The 18,250-nt window shown below is 59.5% G+C and carries 19 protein-coding genes; 9 read left to right on the forward strand and 10 right to left on the reverse strand.

Annotated features, from left to right (window positions below; all coding sequences use genetic code 11):
• Positions 1-7 precede the first annotated feature (7 nt).
• Positions 8-943, forward strand: coding sequence for an acyltransferase domain-containing protein (locus tag FHX06_RS11040; RefSeq protein ID WP_183879271.1), 936 nt, complete (start codon positions 8-10; stop codon positions 941-943).
• A gap of 164 nt (positions 944-1,107) precedes the next feature.
• Here FHX06_RS11040 and FHX06_RS11045 read toward each other — a convergent pair whose 3' ends face one another.
• Entirely contained in the window at positions 1,108-1,461 is a 354-nt protein-coding gene (locus FHX06_RS11045; RefSeq protein WP_113211091.1) for a hypothetical protein, read from the reverse strand.
• Between the two features lie 1,164 nt (positions 1,462-2,625).
• Between FHX06_RS11045 and FHX06_RS11050 the strand changes: the two genes are divergently transcribed.
• Positions 2,626-2,886 carry a hypothetical protein gene (locus FHX06_RS11050; protein WP_113148072.1) on the forward strand — a complete coding sequence of 87 codons (261 nt, stop codon included), beginning with the start codon at positions 2,626-2,628 and terminating at the stop codon, positions 2,884-2,886.
• A 129-nt stretch (positions 2,887-3,015) separates the two neighbouring features.
• On the opposite strand, the gene FHX06_RS11055 is transcribed toward FHX06_RS11050, so the two are convergent.
• The 6 genes from FHX06_RS11055 to FHX06_RS11080 all read right to left on the reverse strand — a co-directional run bounded on the left by FHX06_RS11055 (position 3,016) and on the right by FHX06_RS11080 (position 7,613).
• Positions 3,016-4,776, reverse strand: coding sequence for an MOSC and FAD-binding oxidoreductase domain-containing protein (locus tag FHX06_RS11055; RefSeq protein ID WP_113211090.1), 1,761 nt, complete (start codon positions 4,774-4,776; stop codon positions 3,016-3,018).
• 178 nt (positions 4,777-4,954) lie between these two features.
• The gene (locus FHX06_RS11060) at positions 4,955-5,107 is read right to left on the reverse strand and encodes a hypothetical protein (RefSeq protein WP_183879273.1); all 153 of its coding nucleotides are present in this window, start codon (positions 5,105-5,107) and stop codon (positions 4,955-4,957) included.
• A gap of 53 nt (positions 5,108-5,160) precedes the next feature.
• Positions 5,161-5,976, reverse strand: coding sequence for a DUF1236 domain-containing protein (locus FHX06_RS11065; RefSeq protein WP_183879275.1), 816 nt, complete (start codon positions 5,974-5,976; stop codon positions 5,161-5,163).
• Positions 5,977-6,098: 122 nt separating this feature from the next.
• Positions 6,099-6,494 carry a DUF1236 domain-containing protein gene (locus tag FHX06_RS11070; RefSeq protein ID WP_113013751.1) on the reverse strand — a complete coding sequence of 132 codons (396 nt, stop codon included), beginning with the start codon at positions 6,492-6,494 and terminating at the stop codon, positions 6,099-6,101.
• A 125-nt stretch (positions 6,495-6,619) separates the two neighbouring features.
• Positions 6,620-6,892 carry a BON domain-containing protein gene (locus tag FHX06_RS11075; protein ID WP_112542124.1) on the reverse strand — a complete coding sequence of 91 codons (273 nt, stop codon included), beginning with the start codon at positions 6,890-6,892 and terminating at the stop codon, positions 6,620-6,622.
• 271 nt (positions 6,893-7,163) lie between these two features.
• The gene (locus FHX06_RS11080; protein ID WP_112542123.1) at positions 7,164-7,613 is read right to left on the reverse strand and encodes a hypothetical protein; all 450 of its coding nucleotides are present in this window, start codon (positions 7,611-7,613) and stop codon (positions 7,164-7,166) included.
• Between the two features lie 547 nt (positions 7,614-8,160).
• On the opposite strand from FHX06_RS11080, the gene FHX06_RS11085 reads away from it, so the two are divergent.
• The 4 genes from FHX06_RS11085 to FHX06_RS11100 all read left to right on the forward strand — a co-directional run bounded on the left by FHX06_RS11085 (position 8,161) and on the right by FHX06_RS11100 (position 12,690).
• Positions 8,161-9,207 (forward strand): catalase family peroxidase, encoded by a 1,047-nt coding sequence (locus FHX06_RS11085; protein ID WP_113211087.1) that lies wholly within the window; start codon positions 8,161-8,163, stop codon positions 9,205-9,207.
• Entirely contained in the window at positions 9,204-9,740 is a 537-nt protein-coding gene (locus tag FHX06_RS11090; RefSeq protein WP_112542120.1) for a cytochrome b, read from the forward strand. The genes FHX06_RS11085 and FHX06_RS11090 overlap by 4 nt, the downstream gene beginning before the upstream one ends.
• 91 nt (positions 9,741-9,831) lie before the next feature.
• Positions 9,832-10,482 (forward strand): alpha/beta fold hydrolase, encoded by a 651-nt coding sequence (locus FHX06_RS11095; RefSeq protein ID WP_113211086.1) that lies wholly within the window; start codon positions 9,832-9,834, stop codon positions 10,480-10,482.
• Positions 10,483-10,647: 165 nt separating this feature from the next.
• On the forward strand, positions 10,648-12,690 hold the full coding sequence (locus FHX06_RS11100; RefSeq protein WP_183879277.1) for an acyltransferase family protein: 2,043 nt from the start codon (positions 10,648-10,650) through the stop codon (positions 12,688-12,690).
• 233 nt (positions 12,691-12,923) lie between these two features.
• Here the strand turns inward: FHX06_RS11100 and FHX06_RS11105 are convergent, their stop codons facing one another.
• Positions 12,924-13,631: a hypothetical protein gene (locus FHX06_RS11105; RefSeq protein ID WP_113115578.1), complete on the reverse strand. Its 708-nt coding sequence runs from the start codon at positions 13,629-13,631 to the stop codon at positions 12,924-12,926.
• Between the two features lie 167 nt (positions 13,632-13,798).
• Between FHX06_RS11105 and FHX06_RS11110 the strand changes: the two genes are divergently transcribed.
• The 3 genes from FHX06_RS11110 to FHX06_RS11120 all read left to right on the forward strand — a co-directional run bounded on the left by FHX06_RS11110 (position 13,799) and on the right by FHX06_RS11120 (position 17,001).
• Positions 13,799-14,275 (forward strand): hypothetical protein, encoded by a 477-nt coding sequence (locus FHX06_RS11110; RefSeq protein ID WP_183879279.1) that lies wholly within the window; start codon positions 13,799-13,801, stop codon positions 14,273-14,275.
• Positions 14,272-15,609, forward strand: a complete 1,338-nt coding sequence (locus tag FHX06_RS11115) for a GAF domain-containing protein (RefSeq protein WP_183879281.1) — start codon at positions 14,272-14,274, stop codon at positions 15,607-15,609. Before FHX06_RS11110 ends, FHX06_RS11115 begins: the two co-directional genes overlap by 4 nt.
• 348 nt (positions 15,610-15,957) lie before the next feature.
• Positions 15,958-17,001, forward strand: a complete 1,044-nt coding sequence (locus FHX06_RS11120; RefSeq protein WP_183879283.1) for a porin — start codon at positions 15,958-15,960, stop codon at positions 16,999-17,001.
• Between the two features lie 295 nt (positions 17,002-17,296).
• Here FHX06_RS11120 and FHX06_RS11125 read toward each other — a convergent pair whose 3' ends face one another.
• Positions 17,297-17,800: a cupin domain-containing protein gene (locus FHX06_RS11125; protein ID WP_183879285.1), complete on the reverse strand. Its 504-nt coding sequence runs from the start codon at positions 17,798-17,800 to the stop codon at positions 17,297-17,299.
• Between the two features lie 78 nt (positions 17,801-17,878).
• A complete protein-coding gene (locus tag FHX06_RS11130) occupies positions 17,879-18,166 on the reverse strand; it encodes a PRC-barrel domain-containing protein (RefSeq protein WP_183879287.1) in 288 nt (95 codons plus the stop codon).
• Positions 18,167-18,250: the final 84 nt, after the last annotated feature.

Here is an 18,250-nt window from a genome sequence, read left to right on the forward strand (position 1 = left end):
GCCCGCCATGCCAGTCGCCATCCTGTGTTCCGGACAAGGACACCAGAATTCTGCGATGTTTTCTCTCACGGAAAGTGCACCGGAAGCCGATGAGCTTTTTGCGTATTGCGCGAACTTGCTTGGCGGCGTCGACCCTCGCGAACTCGTCAAACGAGAATCGATCGAGACGCTTCACGGCAATCGAACCGGCCAGATACTTTGCACGCTGCAGGCGCTGGCGACATTCGAGACCTTTAAGTCGTACCTGCCTTCGCACATGATCGTTGCCGGATATAGCGTCGGAGAAGTTGCGGCTTGGGGCATAGCAGGGCTGTTCTCACCCAAGGAGACCCTGGACCTCGTTGCGCGCCGGGCAGAGATCATGGACGCCGAAAGTACTCCGGGTGACGGCCTTCTGTTCATACGTGGCCTTTCACGGAATGCGGTCGACATTCTCTGCGCTCGTTACGGAGCAGCAATCTCGATTATCAATCCCGGTGACGCTTTTATCGTCGGAGGTCGCCGACCTGCCCTGGACGCCATTGCCGAGGCAGCTCGTGCCGCAAATGCTCAAAGAGTTGCATTCATACAGGTCATGGTCGCGTCTCACACAAACTTGCTGCGCAAGGCTGCGGATGATTTCCGCGATGTCCTGCTTGCGGCGGTCTGCTCTCCGCAATCTCCGGGAGTTCGCCTGTTAAGCGGGATCGATGGCACGACCGTCGTCGATGCCCGGACAGGTCTTGCCAAACTCGCGCGACAGGTGTCGCAGACTGTCCTGTGGTCAGAGTGTCTCCGCAGCTGTGTAGAAGCGGGGGCAACATCGTTTCTCGAGTTCGGTCCCGGGAGAGCTCTAAGCGAAATGGTGGCTTCGTCTTACCCCGACTTCCCGAGCCGAAGTATCGACGAATTCAGCTCCATTGCGGGCGTCGTAAATTGGATCGGTTCGCATAGGGTGCCCTAAGCCATGCTCGCCACGACGGCGGCCGCGACCCCGATGTGGTCTAAGAGCGGCAACGACAGCTACAATCGGTGATCGGAGCATGCATGAATTCGCCCATTCACCTGCTTCTGTCTCTACAATCGAATGAAGGAGGCCCGGAATTGCGATCTTCCAGGCCTTCAGGGTTAGCGAACCCAGAATGTCATGCTGCCGTCGGCTGCCTGCTCGGCATTGACGACGTCGATCTTGACACCGCGCTCGCCGAGACGCCTGACCAGATCCTTGTTTCCCTTGATGGAAGCCTGGATGTGCTGAACCCCCGCATCGGTGCGCGGTTGAGCGGCGTCAGAACCTTCCGGCTGATCCCTGTAGTTTGCGTAATCATCGATATCCCGGACGTCAAAGTTGCTGCTGAACGTCTGCAGCGCTTTTTCGATCTTGGCGCCATCGTTCATATCCAGGCTGTCGGCTCGGCTCACGCCTGCGAAGGCGAGCGAGGAAACGACAGCAACCACTGCAAATTGCCCAAAGCGGCTCATTGTATATCCTTCCGATGAGTGTCACGAGCCGCAACTTGGGACTGCGGCCGATCTTGTTTCCCGTTCATCGCCGGACTTCGGCGACCCGAGAAGCTTATTGGCGGGAAGGCTTGCGAGAAATCATACGCTGGTCCGCGAAGACTAGACTTAGGGTTTGACCGGAAGCTCCAGACGCGAAAGCAAGTTCAGTTGGCCCACACTTAAGTGTAGTTCCGACATCCGTTACAAAGATCTAAATTAAACTGGTCTCTCGGGTCCTCCCACCGAGGGCACACTGGACCCGATCTCGCTCCGGCAACTTGGTTCTCCGCCCGCCGAGGCCGACGAAATCGGACCATCGGCAGGTCGCCTGCCCAGCCGGCGACCTGCCCGACGTGATGTCTATCCTAAGGAGGGCCACCCGACGGTCCTTGCGTCGCCAATTGGATTTGGCGCTGCGGCCAAAGAGCTCACGCTTACCCCGGAGCAAGCTACATTGAGGCTTCTCCAATAGGATTGATATTCGATGATCATCAGGCTCAACACTAACAAACGCTTGATCAAAACGAGACCCCGCTGGCTGGAAGCAGGCTTGGCTTGCTTTTTGGCAGTTGCATTTGGCGCATTGGTATGGGCTTCATTATGGCTCGACCAGAGGACCGATAATGCAGACGCTCAAACTGTCGGGACCTTTTCTCCTTCGGTACAGATCGCAAAGCCGTTCGCAAGTGACTCGGCTGGTTCGAAAGCGGACGCTCGTCGAACTCTGTGACCATTCGACCTGATCAAGCCAACGGGCTGCCCAAACGGTCTCCACGCGCGGGCGCTTCGGTTTGGTGGTACCTGGCGCTTTCTCTGACCGGGCCTCATCCGACACGAAAAAATCGAACTGCTGCGTCATTCACTCCCGGCCGACGCGAGGCCTTTTCCTCACCAGCCCGGTCGGCTACCGCGTGCAGATCACGCTCTGATGCCACACGGCACCCTGAAGTGGATGCACCCCGATTTCGACCAGAGCATCATCGGACACGAGTAGAGGCGGCTTGCAGCCAATGTACGCTATCGCACCAACCGGCGATTGTTGTCATGCATCGGACTTTAGTCCGGTTGATGAACGCACCTGTGCCCCTACCTCACCCCTCCCGACCGATGTCAGGTTGGGGTGCAACCAGCTCGTGAAGCGTCATGCAGATCAAGGACTCAGACCGAATTCTGTTCAACCGCGTATGGGCTCTCGGCGCCAAGGCGGTGAAGGACAATCGCGTCACAGCGCTGACCTATGTCATACTGAGCACGCCCACCTTGGAAGAGTATCAGAACAGCCATGGCCAGCGGATGACCGATCTGATCAAAGTCGTCCAGCTTGGGATCTCGCAACTTCGCGAACGCGGTGAACTGGAAGCCGAACTCGCGCAGCTGCCCTCGGTCCCGCGCCGCGCGTCCTAACCTGGATTACCTTCGGAATATTCATTGTCGGCCTCACGTCTCGCCCAAGCACGACCCTGAAACGCGGCCGTTGAATCGGAAGGAGAGCTGCATGCCCATCCCGAATTGCCTTCGCGGGTCAATTCCCCGCTACAAATCGATAACGAGCTCGCCGTCCGGCTGCGAGCAGCATGGGAGAAAGTTGCCAGCGGCAGGAGCGTCGATGGGATCAGGACGATAGCGCACTGCCCCGGAAATCAAGCCTGTCTCGCAAGTGTGGCAAACACCTGTCCTGCAAGACCAGCGCACAGGCACGTCGCATGCCTCAGCAAGCTCGAGCAGATTGTCGAACTTCGGGTTCCAAGCAACGCGCACACCACTGCGGGCGAACGAGATCACGGCACCTGCGCCTGGAGGTCCGGCCGGTTGGTGCGGCTGCCGGCCCGACGAAGCCGCGATCCCCGGAGTGATGGAGCGGCCCGATCCGAACGTTTCGGTGTGAATGCGGCTGCGCTCCACTCCGAGCTTCTCAATCCCCGCGGCAAGATCGTCCATGAAGCTTGGCGGCCCGCAGAGATAGAAGTCGCCGTCAAGCGGGAGCCGCAGCGACTGGACCGCTGCAAGGTCGAGGCGAGATCGCCTATCGTAATCAATTCCTGTCTTATCGGCCGGATCGGGTGCGCTGTAGCAGACAAGACGTTGGGCATTTGGAAGGAGTTGCAAAAGCCCTGTCACTTCATCCGCAAACGGGTGTTCTCGTTTGTTGCGCGCACCATGGAGCCACCAGATTTCCCGGCCCGAACGGTCGATTGCCAGGGCATGAAGCATGGCAAGGAGGGGCGTCGCGCCAATCCCCGCACTGAGGAAGACGAGCGGCGTCGCGCCCTCTGCCAGGGTAAAGCTGCCCCGCGGAGCGCTTGCCTGCACGGTCTCGCCGATGCGCAGCTCGTCCTTGACGTAGGCGCCGGCGACGCCGTGATCCTGCCGCTTGATACTTACTCTGTAAGACCTGTCATTTGACGAGCCTGACAGGGAATAGCTCCGCAGCAGGAGCGGAGCCTTTCTGGGCTGGAAGCCGAGAACAATGAACTGGCCTGGGAGAAAGTCCGGCAATCGCTTTCCGTCGGCTGGCTCAAGCTCCAGAGACGTCACGCTTTCACTCTCCGATGTCATTCGCGACACTTTGAACGAACGAAGTCCGTCCCACGCCGGCGCGATGGATTCCGCTCCCGTAAGGCCGGCGTTTCCAGGCGAAGATCCGTTCTCCTTAGATTGCGCCAGCAAGCTCTGGAACGATCGCCGCCAACCGGGGCTGAGCGCCGGTATCCGCAAGGCACGTTCCAATTGTTCGCGAGGGTGGCCAGGCTTGTAGAGCAGATCGTTGATATCGGCGACCGTCATGCGCTCCTCTGCCGATTCTACCTGTTCGACCTCGTCGCCCGCCTGAACCTTCCCTTCCTTCAGGACACGGAGGTAGAATCCTGGCCTTCGATGCGAGACGAGAAGGGCAGGCATTTCCGGCAATCCCATCCGGATACCGAGCCGATAGCAGGTGACACGCGGCTGGCTCACCTCGAAGATAGCTTCGCCGATACGGTATCGGTCGCCGATGCAGACTTCGGCGTCCGGAAGACCGTCGAGCGTGAAATTCTCGCCGAACTGGCCATGGACGAAGTCATGTCGGCCCAGTTGCTCCTGCCAATACCGATAGGAATCGGTCTGGTAGACATAAACAGCGCGGTGCTCACCGCCATGGCCGGCGCGATCCGCCTGGCCGTCGCCGTCGATGTTCAGGCGGCGCACCATGCAAGGCCCCTTGACGGGCATCTTCCAGATCGCGGTATTCACGAGCCGCCCCTGCCACTCGACATCACGCGGCAGGCCAACGTTGACCGAAAGCAAATGTACCATGACGCTCTCTTTCGATGACTATGACGAAAGTATTGGGGGGCGACGTCGGTCCGGTGTCAAGCCACGCGGCCTTCGCTTTGCCGGCGGCGGGTCGGAGCACAACGCGACGGCCAATCACGGCGATAGCCGCCTGAAGACTTGCGAAAAACGAGGCGATATCGCAGCGGCACAGCCGCCTTCAAAGCGCCGTTGAAGTAGCGGGAACCCATACCCGGGTGGCTGGCGTATGACCGGCCGTCATCGCCAAGCCGCCGATCATCGCCGCCATGACGACCAGAACAAGGATAAGTGGAAACGCGAATCCGGAAGGCTTGGGTTCATTGTGGATCATGGAAATCCTCCTGCGGCCCCGGCGGTGTCGAGGACACCGCCGGGTGCTGCCTGCTAGGCCGAGACGATGTAGACGATCGTGAGAGCATCGGGATCGACGATAACGATCCGGCCGTCCGCAAGGAGGAAGAAGCGGTAGCCTTCGTATGCCGGCACGATCTTCACGATACGCGGCGGTAGCCGTTCGAGGCGGACCTTCTTCGGAATCCTGGTTCCGACGGACACCGTGAAGTCGGCTTGCTTCACAGGCTGGACATGAACTTCCTTCACGACCTCTCTGATTTCAGTCTGTTGCTCGACTGTGACGTTGACGTTGGTCCTGGTATTGTTCGTGGTAGTATTGTTGACGTTCGTTTCGGTAGAGCTTTTGTTGGACGTCGACGTGTTCTGATCGGTCGACTGCTTCGACGTTTCACCGCTCTTCGTCATAGTGCCGGACGAATTGGAGTCGCTCTTCGAGCCTGTCGTGGCGGATCCGCCGCTCTCGTTCGTTTCCTCCTTGGACTTCTGCTCGGTCGTGACGGCGCCAGAAGCGTCCTGCGAACCGGACTTGGATTTCGTTTCCGTGGAAGACTTCTGTGTATCGGAACCTCCACTCCCCTTCTGTTCCGACGACTGGCCCTTGCCCTTCGGGCACGCGCCCGAAGCGTCCGGGGTACAGTCGCTACCCGTGGCTGCTGCGCCGGATTTCGACTGTTCCGTCTGCGAACCCGACATGGTGTCAGTCTTCGAACCGGAACCCGATTGCGTTTCGGCCTGCGAGCCAGACTGGGTCGTACCGCTGCCCTGTGCTGCAGCAGGCAGGGTGGCCAGTGGCGATACGCTGAGCGACAACGCCGCCACGACCAAGGCGAGATGATTGGTTCTCATGGTTGATCTCCGGGTAATGGGCACGACATCTCGTCTCCGCGTCCTTGCGAAGTGAATGCGTGTCCTTGTTTTTAGGAATGGACGGCAAGCGCCGCCTGGGGGTCAGTTTGGTGACATGGAGGTCACTGGATGACCTGGATCACCTTCCGCGAAGAAGGCTCGACGATTACGCGCTCATCGTTGACGATCGCATAAGAGTATTTGGGTTCATCGGGGATCGGCGTTACGACGACGGTCTCGGGGAGCGGCTGCCCGACGACGACCTTTTCCTTCACGACGACGTGCGTCTCGGGCGCGGGCGCTTGCTGCACGTAGGTGACCACCTTCTGCGGTGGCGGATCGATGACGCTGCCTGCTACACCGCCGACAATACCCCCGACAGCGGCGCCGACCGGACCACCAACGATAGCGCCGGTGGCGGCACCGCCGGCTGCGCCCGTGACGGTCGATGATTGAGCAAACGCAGTGCCGGACACCATCAGAAGGGCGGCCGCAATTCCTACTGCTTTGATATTCATTTGTTTCCTCCTTTAAAGCGGTCTTTTTCCGCTGCGGGATCAAACCGAAAAAGGAGGCGAGTGTTCCAGACCAGGGACTTCAGTCCGTGCGGATTAGGACCTTGGTCTGATCGCCCCGGGCGCCCTTATTGGCTCGGGAAGCGGCTCAGCATCCGGTCCTGGACATTGTGAAAGCCAACGATGATGGCAGCGATCGAAATCGCTTTATCCCGGTCAGCCGCATTCGTGATGTAGCCCTCGAGGAGGGCGACCGGTCCCAGCATTCGGATCGTGATGGCACTGCTGTCAATATCCGGCTCCGCTGATAGGGCGGCCTGGATCGCAGCGATGGTCGACGCAGAACTATGGCCTTGCGAGCAGCACTGTTCGTGGCCGAAAATGTCAGAACCAAATTTCATACTACCTCCCGGTTCCTCCCCTCAAAGGAACATCGTATCTATCGTGATACTAATATGAGTGACCCGGCCAAAGCCTGCCAGACGGACTTAGGTCCCATTGGACCATCGAACGCGTGGAAAGGCTCCTCAGTACAATTGGCTCGGGTCACTCCATGGTGGCTCGGCATGACGGCGCTTCGCTCCGACTGGCGTGCCAATACTCTTCGGTTGCATCGCCATGGCCGTGCACGGCGTGAAGTGGATTATCTCGACCTAGAATCGGGCTACAGCGTCAATCCCGGCTTGGGACCGGCTTTCCTTCATAGCGGACCCGAAAATTCCGCCTGTGAAAATCCTGCTCGAAGCAGACGAAGACGAGTTCAAGGTCATTGTCGCTGTCGCGCTTGCCGAGCAGGCTTAGCGTGACGACGATGACGCCGCTGTAGCCGCGCGTGAGATGGAAGGCGGCGTTTCGGATGTCGGTGGCTTTGGCATCCTTCCGCTCCTCGCGGCGCTCGTAGATAACCCAGAAGCGGGCTGCATCCCATGTCGCTCTCAAGATCTCGCTGACTTCGCTCTTGAACTCTTCGGCGTGCATTGCCGGCCCCCAGGACGTTGCGGTCTCCCCCGCATCGCTGGCGACATTGAGGTAGCCGTCATATTGACTGGCGCCGGAGAGCGCCTGTTCGATCATCTCGAAAGCCGAATTTTCAGTGATTACAGTCTTGAAGAGGATTGCCATCGAATCGCTGCCGTCGTCATGCCAGAATGGACATTACGAAGCTCGTCGAAAAACGCGAGCCCTTCGTAGCCGACCGCATTCTTCATATCGTTCATCCTGTAGAGTTTCAGTCCCCCAATCCGAGGACAGACTGAGGATGGACGAGTCCAGTTTCGCTTTCGATCGTTTGGGACATCTCGTCGTCCGCCCCACCTTTCGTCCGCATTCTGATCAACACCCCCTGCCCGTTCTGCGATTCGATGATGGTCTATGTTTTGCATGAGGAATTACGGCGCCAAGCCATTCGTGGAAGGGGTTTTTAAAGGTGATCGACAGGAAGCGCCGGCTTCCGTAACCACAAGCATGACATCGCTTGATTCCAGTGAAGTCAGGGGTAAATTCCAGCCTGAGAACGAATTGACCAAGTCGCTCGCGGGTGCCATCTTCCGCGATGGAAACAACGATACAAGCGGCAGATCTCGATTGCTTACACGCTGGATCAATGCCGCTCTTGCACTGAAATTTATTTCCTAGCATCGCAGATACTGACAAGAACGGAGAGTCTTGGATGCCAAGCCCGCAGCGTTCCGCTCTAGGATCGATTGTCTTGATCGCTGCCGTTGTCGCCTTCGGCGTCGGCGCGTTTGCCTATACTGCAGGGTGGCTTTCGCCCGGCCGCCTTACTTCCACAAAGCTCGTTGACGCCTTGGCGCCTCCAGACGGGGCCGCTCTGGGGCATCGGCGCAATCACGCGAAGGGCATCTGTTTCACGGGCGTGTTCGAAGCGAACGGGAACGGCGTTGAACTCTCGCGGGCAATGGTGTTCGCCGCCGGACAATATCCGGTCCTCGGTCGTTTCAATCTGGCAACTCCCGACCCGGATGCGGCGGATCCGACAGTGCGGGTGCGCGGGCTCGGTGTGCAGATCTCGACACCGGACAGGGACGTCTGGCGCATGGCCCTGATCGATCCCCCCGTCTTCGCGGTCTCCACTCCTCAAGGTTTCTACGAACTGCTCGAAGCGTCAAAGAGCAAGGATCCCGAAGCGATGAAGGGCTTCGTGACGGCCCATCCGGAGTTCGCAGCGTTCGGCGCATGGGCGACGACGGCTCCTTGGACCGCGAGCTACGCCGAAGAGACGTTCAACAGCCTAAACGCCTTCATTTTCGCGAATCGTGACGGCGCCGAGCATGCAGTGCGCTGGTCGCTGCGTGCGCAAGCCCAGGCGATACCGATTACGAGCGAGGATTTTGCAAAGCTCGGCCCCAACCATCTCGAAGACGAAATTGCCGAACGCGTCGCGAAGTCGCCGCAGCGCTGGACGCTCGTTTTGACGGTGGCCGAGCCGTCCGATCCCACGGCGGATCCGACCAAAGCGTGGCCGCCTGAGCGGCGAACCGTGGATGCCGGTACACTAATTGTCCAGAAAATCGAGCCGGAGGCCGACGGCCCGTGCCGGGACATCAATTTCGATCCGACTATTCTGCCTGACGGCATAAAGGTTTCCGATGATCCGTTCCCGGCAGCCCGTTCGGCCGCCTATGCCAGATCCTACGATCTGCGTACCTCGGAAGCGAGCCATTATCCCCGAACGACAGCGAGCGCAAAGCCATGACGGGCACCAACACGCACTTCACCATCGTCCAGCGTCTGTTGCATTGGCTGATGGCGATCGCCATCCTAGCAATGCTGTTCATCGGCGTCGGAATGGTGTCCACTGTCGGACGGCAATATCTGCCGCTGCTGGTGACACACAAGACACTGGGCATTGCCATTCTCGTTCTTGCCTTGGTTCGTCTTGTGGTCCGCTTCATATCAGGCGCACCTGCGTTGCCTGCAGATCTGCCCGAACCGATGAAACTTGCCGCGTATCTGTCTCACCTCGCCTTGTACGCGCTGATGATCGGCATGCCTCTGATCGGGTGGGCCATGATGTCCGCAGCCGCTTATCCTATCGTGCTGTACGGCGGAATAAGGCTTCCGGCAATCCTGCCGCAGAGCGACAGCCTGCACACACTCCTTTGGACCGCGCACCAGTATCTTGCCTTCGCCTTCTTCGCTCTCGTGTTGTTGCATCTCGCCGCAGCCCTTTTTCACGGACTCGTCCGCCGCGATGGAGTCCTTGGTACAATGTTGCTGGGCAAGTAGCGGCGTGTACCGGCTGAACTGTGGTCAAGGCTAAGAACGAAGTTGATGAGACGTCGAGATCCTGACCATCGACAGAGCCACGGCATTTGACATGACCGACACCGTTGTTCTCCTTCACGGCATCAGGAGGACTAGCGCTTCCATGCGCAAGTTCGAAAATTACCTGCAGACCCAAGGCTACATTACTCGCAACGTTGACTACCCTTCGTCCCGCTACCCCATTGAACGGCTGGCAGAGATCATTGCGGAGGAAGTCGAAGATGCGTCTGAGAGCAACGAAGAAGGCCGTCTTCACCTGGCGGGACATTCCATGGGCGGATTGGTCATCAGGGCCATGTTGAAGAACTATCGACCATCAAATCTCGGGCGGGTGGTGATGATCGGGACTCCAAATAATGGCAGTCAGGTCGCAGATTTCTTGAAAAAGGTGCCGCTGTATAAATCAGCCTACGGCCCTGCCGGCCAGCAGCTCGTTACCGATCAGAGTACATTCGCCCATATTTTCGGTCCGGTCGATTTCGAACTGGGTATCATCGCGGGTACCCGAACCATCGATCCCGTCTCGTCCTTGATCATTGGCCATCGAAACGCCAACGACGGTAAGGTGACGGTAGAAAGCACGCGACTTGTCGGAGCTGCCGACCATATCGCAATCGTGGCCAATCACACTTTCATTCCATCAAGTAAAATCATGTGGGCGCAAGCCCTTTCGTTTCTTCGAGATGGCAAGTTCCACCGATGAGCCCTTGACGGAACCTGCCTCCCATTTGGTTAGCGGGGGCCGGATTGATCGCGATCGCAATTTGGCTAGCCGGCGCGCTGCTTTTGGGATGGTTTGCCTCAAAATACCTTAATTGAGTCGGATAGGTCCGCCCTCGATCTCAGCCGACACCACCGAGGATGTATAATGTTCAGCAGGGGAGAAAACCCCATTCGATCTTCTCTTCGGAACGGTGAAAATCATCTACCCTATCGGGCCGATATCGACGGATTGCGCGCTATCGCCATCTTGCCGGTCGTCCTCTTTCACGCTGGCGTACCCGGTTTTGGTGGGGGTTTTGTCGGCGTCGATGTGTTTTTCGTCATCTCGGGATACCTGATGTGCAGCCTGATCACAGGCGAGATGGCACTCGGCAAGTTCAGTCTCGCGGGCTTTTATCAACGGCGCATCCGTCGCATCTTTCCCGCCCTTTTTGCCATGATGCTGACGTGCGCTGTCGTGGCATGGTTCGCCTTCATGCCACAGGAGCTTCTGTATTTCGCCCGAAGCATGACCGCCGCCTCCCTCTTCGCGTCGAATATTCAGTTTGCCAAGGAGGCGGCATATTTCGACATCGGTGCCCAGATGAAGCCGTTGCTGCACACTTGGTCACTTGCGGTTGAAGAGCAGTTTTACATCGGCTTTCCTCTTCTCATGATCCTGTTGCAGAGGCTGGCGCCGCGGCAGATCATGCCGGTCATGCTCGTCGCGCTGGCCGCATCCTTCGCTGCCAGCATCGGGGTGTTGAACCAAAATCCGACGGCGGGCTTCTACCTTTCGCAGTATCGCGTCTGGGAGCTTCTGATCGGCGTCATCCTGGGCCTGGGGGCCATTCCCGAGCTGCGCAGCGAAACAGGCCGACAAGTTCTGGCGGCGATCGGCCTCGTGCTGATCGGCATTGCGGTCTTCGTCTTTACGGAGAAAACGGCCTTCCCGGGATTTGCCGCATTGCTGCCCTGTCTCGGCGCGGCCTGCATCATCCATGCGCGCGCCGGCAACGGCATCGTCGGCCGACTTCTGGCGCTACGGCCGATGGTCTTCGTGGGGCTGATTTCCTATTCGCTCTATCTCTGGCACTGGCCCATCATCGTCTTTACGCGGTATTTCACGGATCATGAACTCACGCCCGCGCTGCGTCTCGTCGTTATATTGGCCTCGCTCGTTGTCGCCGTCGCTTCGTGGCACTTCGTCGAAAGGCCGTTCCGCAAGGGCCGTGTCCTGCTTACGGGCAGGCTTCTTCCGGCAATAGCGGTTCTGCTCGTCGGGGTAACGGCGGGTGCCGGGGCCTTGGTGGTCATGAGCGGCGGAGCGCCCGGCCGATTGCCGGCCGATGTCCGCGCCATCTATGCGGCAACCTATGACCGCAGCCATTTCTATCAGGCGGGCTGTTTCAGCGAATCCGATCACAAGGGGCCATCCGATGCCGATGTCGAAAGCGGCAGGGTCTGCGCCCTCGGTGACCTCAGCGATCTCGGTCCTGACTTCCTCGTCTGGGGCGATTCCCATGCCGCCGCGATGGCGCCGGCAATCGATGCCGCCGCGGCCGCCGGAGGCTTCGGCGGCATGTTTGCTGCCCACGCCTCCTGCCCGCCGCTTAACGACGTACCACTTGCGACCAAGGGCGACACGCGCCGTTGCGCCGCTTTTAATGACTCGGTGCGTGACCTGATCCGCGAGAAGCATATCCCGCTCGTGTTCATGCTGGCCTATTGGCCCAAATACGTTCACCAGTCCGAATTGCCGAACCAGGGCGATTATTTCGACGCTTCCATTCCCCCGAACCTCGCTGATTATTCAAAGCCCGTCGCAACGGCGCTTGACAACACCCTGGCGCAGTTGAAGCAGGAAGGCGTCAAGGTCGTCCTGGTCATGGACGTGCCTGAGATGGGGCATTTTGTGCCAGAAGCACTTGCCAAGGCCAAGCTTGAAGGCACCTCACCGGACATTGCCCCGCCTCTGTCTTACATCGCAGAACGGCAGGCGCTTGCTCGCTCCGTGCTGGAGAAATCTGCCGCCGAATACGACGCGATGATCGTCGATCCGCTGCCTTCCTTCTGCGATAACGCCCGCTGTCATGCGTCGCGCGCCGGCGTTCCGCTCTATATGGATGCCGATCACATCACCGCCTCTGCTGCCAAAAGCCTCGGCTACCTTTTCACATCCGTGTTCAAGGTGGCGCAAAACATCTGAACGAGCGCCAGGCGAAGCTGAGAATCCGGATCATTTTGCCGGAGGATCCCACCAATGTGCTCGGCTGTCTCCCCCGCCGCCGGAACTACGGATAACGTCGGACAGAGACGACAATCGCCGCGATACGGACATTCGACCGGCATGGCAGCCGCGCCATTCGGTTTGCACATGAATTTTCTCCTAGCGTTGCGGGCAAGCAGCGGGCGATCTGTCGACTGCCCGCCGCCCGCCTCTCAGGCTGCCAGCTTCAGTGCATCGGCAAGCTTGGCGAAATCGCCGGCCGAAAGCCCCGGACGGACGGCGAAGTCGATGACGGCCTGGAAGATTTCCGGGGGCGCATCCTTTTTCATGGCGCCCAAAAGTGCAGCGCGCTCGGCCGGATTGATCGCCGGGATCATGATGCGCATGAAGGCCATGCTCTTTTCCGGCGGCAGGGAGCCGATGATGCGCATCTCGATGCCGAATATTTCCTGGTCGTTGAAGTGACGCCACAGCAGAGGGCCGGTCACCGCCTCTTCCTCGTGCATATGCGCGAAATCGTCTGCGAGATACGCGGCAAAGGCGAGATAGAGCTTGCGGCCGCAGGCGGACTTGTGCAGCGGCCAGGCCTTTTCCCAGGCGACAACGAGTTCTTCCAGCTCCCGGAAGGCGGTGCGGTGGTCGTCGTGCTGCTCATCCAGCGTGACGGTCGAGACACCCTTTTCGGCGAGTGCCACGTGGATGTTGTCGTCCTCGTGCATGACGTGGGAAGCGGCAAGCATCAGGTAATGGCGCAGGTCGCCGATCAGGAAGACCGTCTCCTCGACGTTCTGGAAATCGGCCGTGCCGAGGCGGGCGAGCAGGTCGCAGCCGGCCTTGCGCAGGCCTTTGTGTATCGCGCCGTAAATATCGTAACGACCGTTGAGATCGGGGATGCTGGTAAGCGAGAATTCATGGCTCATGTTGGTCTTCCTCTCGTTGGCCGGCGCCTCTTTCTCTGCGCCGGGCTGATAAGCGGGAGATAGCCGAGGCCACTGCGAGGCGCTTCCTAAAACCATCCTAAGCAATTGGAACGATTGCTAAGAATATCCTAACTAACTATCATCGCCTGGTCTCAGGGAGGGAAGCATTGCTCGGGCCGGAACTGGTGGAATTCATAGAAAGTCCCGTCATGATACTGTTTGCGACGCGCGACGAGGCCGGCCGGCCGATGATCGGCCGCGGTTCCGGCGTGCGTGTCGACCGGCAGAGCGGGCATCTGCATTTTCTCGCCTCCCGCAGCCAATGGCCAAGAGCCGTGGGGGAGGCGCTGGTGGGCCGGCCGATTGCCACGACCTATGTGCGGGCCACCGACTACAAGGCCTGCCAGATCAAGGGCCGGGTCGTGGAGGCGGGGCCGGCAGATGAGGCCCATCGGGCACGGGGCGAGGCCTATGTCGCAGAGCAGCTCGCGCGCATGATGGCGCTCGGTGTCACCCGGATGCAGCTCTCCAGCACGCTCTCGGATCAGGAACTCGTCTGCCTGACGATCGCACCGCAGGCGATCTTCGAGCAGACGCCGGGGCCGGGCGCCGGACGCAGGCTGACGCCGGAAGCTGCCGCATGATCCCGCTCGATAGGCTGCGGGACAGTTTTGAAGGCGTCATCCCCTCCGTCATCGCCACTACCGATGACGACGGAATGCCCAATATTTCCTACCTCTCGCACGTGCATTACGTCGACGAGACGCATGTCGCGCTCTCCAACCAGTTCTTCTCCAAGACCGCCATCAATGTGGCGCGCAACGGGCTTGCGACCGTGATGGTGGTCGATGGCTATAGCGGCCAGCAGCACGTGCTCGACCTGGTGTTCACACGCTCCGAAACAGAGGGCGAGACATTCGAGCGGGTAGCGATCCATCTGGCGATACTGGAAAGCCGGATGAGCGGGATCATGAAGCTGCGCGCTGTCGACATCTACCGGGTGGAGGACTGTCGGGCCGTGCCTGCGGCCCATCCGCTGGTCGAGCCGGAGCCACTGTTTTTGCCCGACCTGATGGGCAAGGTGGCGCGGCTGACGGCGCGGATGTCGGATTGCATCGATCCGGAAACCCTGCTCGACGCCACGCTCGAGGGCCTGGGTGAGCTCTTCGGCTATCACCATTCCATGGTGCTGGTGCCGGACGGCGAACGCGGCGGCCTGACGACGATCGCCAGCCGCGGCTACGACCAGTTCGGCTTCGGTGCCGAGGTGCCGCTCGGGCGCGGCATTATCGGGGCCGCAGCCGAACAGCAGCGCAACGTGCGGATCACCGACCTCAGCCGCGGCCTGCGCTATATCCAGGCGGTGCGGGCCATGGCGGGCGTCGACGATGCGACGCCGATCCCGCTTCCGGCTCTCGACAAGCCGCTCAGCCAGATCGCGCTGCCGCTCGCCGCACGGGGAACGCTCGTGGGCGTGCTCTTCCTGGAATCGACAGAACGCTTCACCTTTCGGCACCGAGACGAAGAAGCGCTGACGGTGGTGGCAGCACACCTCGCCACCGCCCTCTCCTTCCTGTCTGATGGACCAGAGCGGCCCGAGACGAGCCGGGGCGCCGAGGGCGGTTCGCCGGTGGAGCACGTGCCGGCCGGTCGGCGGATCGCAGTGCGCTTCTATCAGCGCGACGGCTCGTTATTCGTTGACGATGAATACCTGATCCGCGGCGTGCCGGGCCGGTTATTACTGCACTTTCTTGAAGATTACCGGCGTAGCGGCAAGCAGGACTTCCTGAACCGCGAGCTCCGCCGCGACCGGCGCCTACAGTTGCCGGATTTCAAGGACAACCTTGAGACCCGGCTCATCCTTCTTCGCCGGCGGCTGGAGGAGAAGGCCGGGCCTATCGTGCTGGAACGTGCCGAGCGCGGCCGCCTACGCCTGTCGCTCGCCGGCCTACCAGAGATCGAGGTCATCGAGGACTAAGCCATCCTGGCATATCAGCTGCAGACAGCCTGCTCCTCACCCCGAGAAAGCCGATTTGACCGCCAGAGCACAAGGCGCCGTGGACGAGTTTCTCGATATGAAGAGGCTTTGGTGACAGGCATTTCCGGAGGCGCGCCCGGTTCAGACGAAGTTTTTGCAGCGCAACGCTCTCCCGATCAACGACGTTTCCGTCGGTGAGTGTGATGTGTGGTTTCGGATACACTACTTGCGCTCGACCTGTCATAAACTGTCACATTGTTGCGTGAGCTCATAGTCCATGCGATCCGATCTCGTTATCGTGACGCCTCGTTTTCCCAAGGATCGGCGCCTCAACGAAAAGGGATCATCATGAACATCAAGAGTATCCTCCTTGCCGCTGCAGCCGCTATGGCAGTGGTTTCCGGCGCTCAGGCTGCTGACGCGATCGTCGCTGCAGAACCGGAACCGGTTGAATACGTCCGCGTCTGCGACGCCTACGGCACCGGCTACTTCTACATCCCGGGTACGGAAACCTGCTTGAAGATCAACGGTTACATCCGTCTTCAGGTTGACGTTGCTCCGAACGCAAGCTCCATCAGCGCGAGCGGCGGCGGTTCCGTTCCGAACGATTCCGACTGGGACGCCCGCACGCGAGGCCAGGTTCAGTTCACGGCAAAGAGCGATACCGAATACGGCCCGCTCACCGGTCTCATCGTCATCCAGACGAATGCCGACAACGCGACAGACCAGAAGGCCCAGCTCGACTCCGCCTATATCGATATCGCCGGCTTCCGCGCTGGTCTCTTCTACTCCTGGTGGGACGATGGTCTCACCGGGGAAACCGACGACATCGGCTCCCCGGTCACCCTGCATAACTCCATCCGTTACCAGTATGAGACGAGCGACTTCTACGCCGGCATCAGCGTTGACGAACTGGAAGACAGCCCATTCTACCGTGGTGAAGCCGCCAACAACTGGGGCGTAGGAGTCGCCGTGGCTGGCAGGGCAGGTGTGTTCACGTATCAGGTCACGGCTGGTTACGACACCGACAACGAAGAAGGCGCCGTTCGCGCCATGGGTACGGTTCCTATCGGCCCCGGCATTCTCAGCCTCGCCGGTATCTACTCCAGCAATCCGAATGCCTATTACAACAAGGCTGAGTGGGTTGTCGCTGGCGAGTATGCTGTCAAGGCGACCGACAAGCTGAAGTTCACTCCGGCGTTCCAGTATTACGGCCACTACGGCATCGTCGGTGACGAATTCAACGACGACAACGATGCCTGGAAGGTCGGGTTGACGATCGACTACCAGTTCGTCGACAATTTTGCTGCGAAGATCTCCCTTCAGTATCTCGATCCGGATGGTGCCGAAGACGTCACGTCGGGCTTCCTGCGCCTGCAGCGCACGTTCTGATCCGAAATCCGGTCTCGGCTGTGACGAGGCGCGGATGATAAAGATCGAAGGCCTCACCAGCCGCGGGGCCTTCTTCGTCGAGCATTTTGGCGCTGGTAGACACCGCCCATGCACGCGCGTTCTATATCACCTGCCCGGTTGCGCAAGCGAGCGACATCGATGATGTCTTCGCGGCCAGTGGTCGGATCTTCCCTGTTCCAGGTGGTCCCGAGCCCTAATTCAACACTCCTGACCTTCTCCGGGTCGAACCCGCACGAAGCCGATGCGGGTTGAATCAACGCCTGAATCGGCTGCCCTACCTATCGCCGAGATGCCAGGCCTCGAACAACGGGCCAGAGACGCCTTGCACCGGATCGGTTTCGGGCAGCGCGACCTCGGCGATCGTTTTGAGGAATTCTGCGGTCGCAGCGCTTGTCTGAACGTCAGCGTGTTGGCCTGGTGGGTAGGCACCAACCACTCGAAAGTCACTGCTTGCGCCCAGGTTTTGATGTCCCGTCCCCGCTGGAAGGACGAGACAATCTCCAGCGTGCACCTCGAACACCTTACCGGTAGGGCCGCCGATCAGAAGTTTCGCCGTTCCTTTTCCGACACCAAGCACTTCGTGAGCACCCGCGTGATAGTGTTGATAATCGAAAACACCATCGCGCCAGACACCTTCCCATCCGTGCGAGGTGAATAGACGCGCGAATTCCTCACAACCATCATCGCAGATGAAGATTTCACGATAGACGATAACCGGAAGCGTCTGGTTGTTGGGCACCCAGTCGCTTTTATCAAAAAAGATCGTTTGCGCTTCCATGTCTTCCCCCATCACAAGAACAATGCGGAATAATACACCCGCGGAGCGGAAAGCCCGGCACTTGGGCCGAGCTTTGCTTCAATCCCGATGCTCGGGCATGTCTTTGAGCTGATCCTTGGTCCAGCCAGTCACGGCGTGAATGACGCCGTCCTCATCTCTCATCCAGTCGAAATCCTTGAATGGGACGGCAACTGGCTTGGCTCCAATACCGAGGAACCCGCCGACGTCGATAACGGCGAGGCTGGTCCCGTGGATGTGATCTATCGTTCCAACCTTCTGGTCATCAGCTCCGTAGACGGTCGCGCCTTCGAGGTTTGTCGGGGTGAGTTCATCCGGTGTCAGCCGAACATGATTGCTATGGTCCATGAGATTCCTCCTTTGTTGTGTGAGGCATGAACCGCACAAGCTCTCATTTGTTCCTCTTCGTCTCGGCAGGCGGCGCTCTCCGTT

Origin of the sequence: Rhizobium sp. BK512, assembly GCF_014194915.1 — a bacterium.
GTDB lineage: Bacteria > Pseudomonadota > Alphaproteobacteria > Rhizobiales > Rhizobiaceae > Rhizobium.

Coding starts and splice junctions, on each gene's coding strand:
- FHX06_RS11060 (WP_183879273.1), bottom strand. CDS start 5,107: ATGATCCACAATGAACCCAAGCCTTCCGGATTCGCGTTTCCACTTATC.
- FHX06_RS11100 (WP_183879277.1), top strand. CDS start 10,648: ATGTTCAGCAGGGGAGAAAACCCCATTCGATCTTCTCTTCGGAACGGT.
- FHX06_RS11090 (WP_112542120.1), top strand. CDS start 9,204: ATGACGGGCACCAACACGCACTTCACCATCGTCCAGCGTCTGTTGCAT.
- FHX06_RS11070 (WP_113013751.1), bottom strand. CDS start 6,494: ATGAATATCAAAGCAGTAGGAATTGCGGCCGCCCTTCTGATGGTGTCC.
- FHX06_RS11040 (WP_183879271.1), top strand. CDS start 8: ATGCCAGTCGCCATCCTGTGTTCCGGACAAGGACACCAGAATTCTGCG.
- FHX06_RS11065 (WP_183879275.1), bottom strand. CDS start 5,976: ATGAGAACCAATCATCTCGCCTTGGTCGTGGCGGCGTTGTCGCTCAGC.
- FHX06_RS11055 (WP_113211090.1), bottom strand. CDS start 4,776: ATGGTACATTTGCTTTCGGTCAACGTTGGCCTGCCGCGTGATGTCGAG.
- FHX06_RS11075 (WP_112542124.1), bottom strand. CDS start 6,892: ATGAAATTTGGTTCTGACATTTTCGGCCACGAACAGTGCTGCTCGCAA.
- FHX06_RS11045 (WP_113211091.1), bottom strand. CDS start 1,461: ATGAGCCGCTTTGGGCAATTTGCAGTGGTTGCTGTCGTTTCCTCGCTC.
- FHX06_RS11130 (WP_183879287.1), bottom strand. CDS start 18,166: ATGGACCATAGCAATCATGTTCGGCTGACACCGGATGAACTCACCCCG.
- FHX06_RS11120 (WP_183879283.1), top strand. CDS start 15,958: ATGAACATCAAGAGTATCCTCCTTGCCGCTGCAGCCGCTATGGCAGTG.
- FHX06_RS11125 (WP_183879285.1), bottom strand. CDS start 17,800: ATGGAAGCGCAAACGATCTTTTTTGATAAAAGCGACTGGGTGCCCAAC.
- FHX06_RS11115 (WP_183879281.1), top strand. CDS start 14,272: ATGATCCCGCTCGATAGGCTGCGGGACAGTTTTGAAGGCGTCATCCCC.
- FHX06_RS11095 (WP_113211086.1), top strand. CDS start 9,832: ATGACCGACACCGTTGTTCTCCTTCACGGCATCAGGAGGACTAGCGCT.
- FHX06_RS11080 (WP_112542123.1), bottom strand. CDS start 7,613: ATGGCAATCCTCTTCAAGACTGTAATCACTGAAAATTCGGCTTTCGAG.
- FHX06_RS11050 (WP_113148072.1), top strand. CDS start 2,626: ATGCAGATCAAGGACTCAGACCGAATTCTGTTCAACCGCGTATGGGCT.
- FHX06_RS11105 (WP_113115578.1), bottom strand. CDS start 13,631: ATGAGCCATGAATTCTCGCTTACCAGCATCCCCGATCTCAACGGTCGT.
- FHX06_RS11085 (WP_113211087.1), top strand. CDS start 8,161: ATGCCAAGCCCGCAGCGTTCCGCTCTAGGATCGATTGTCTTGATCGCT.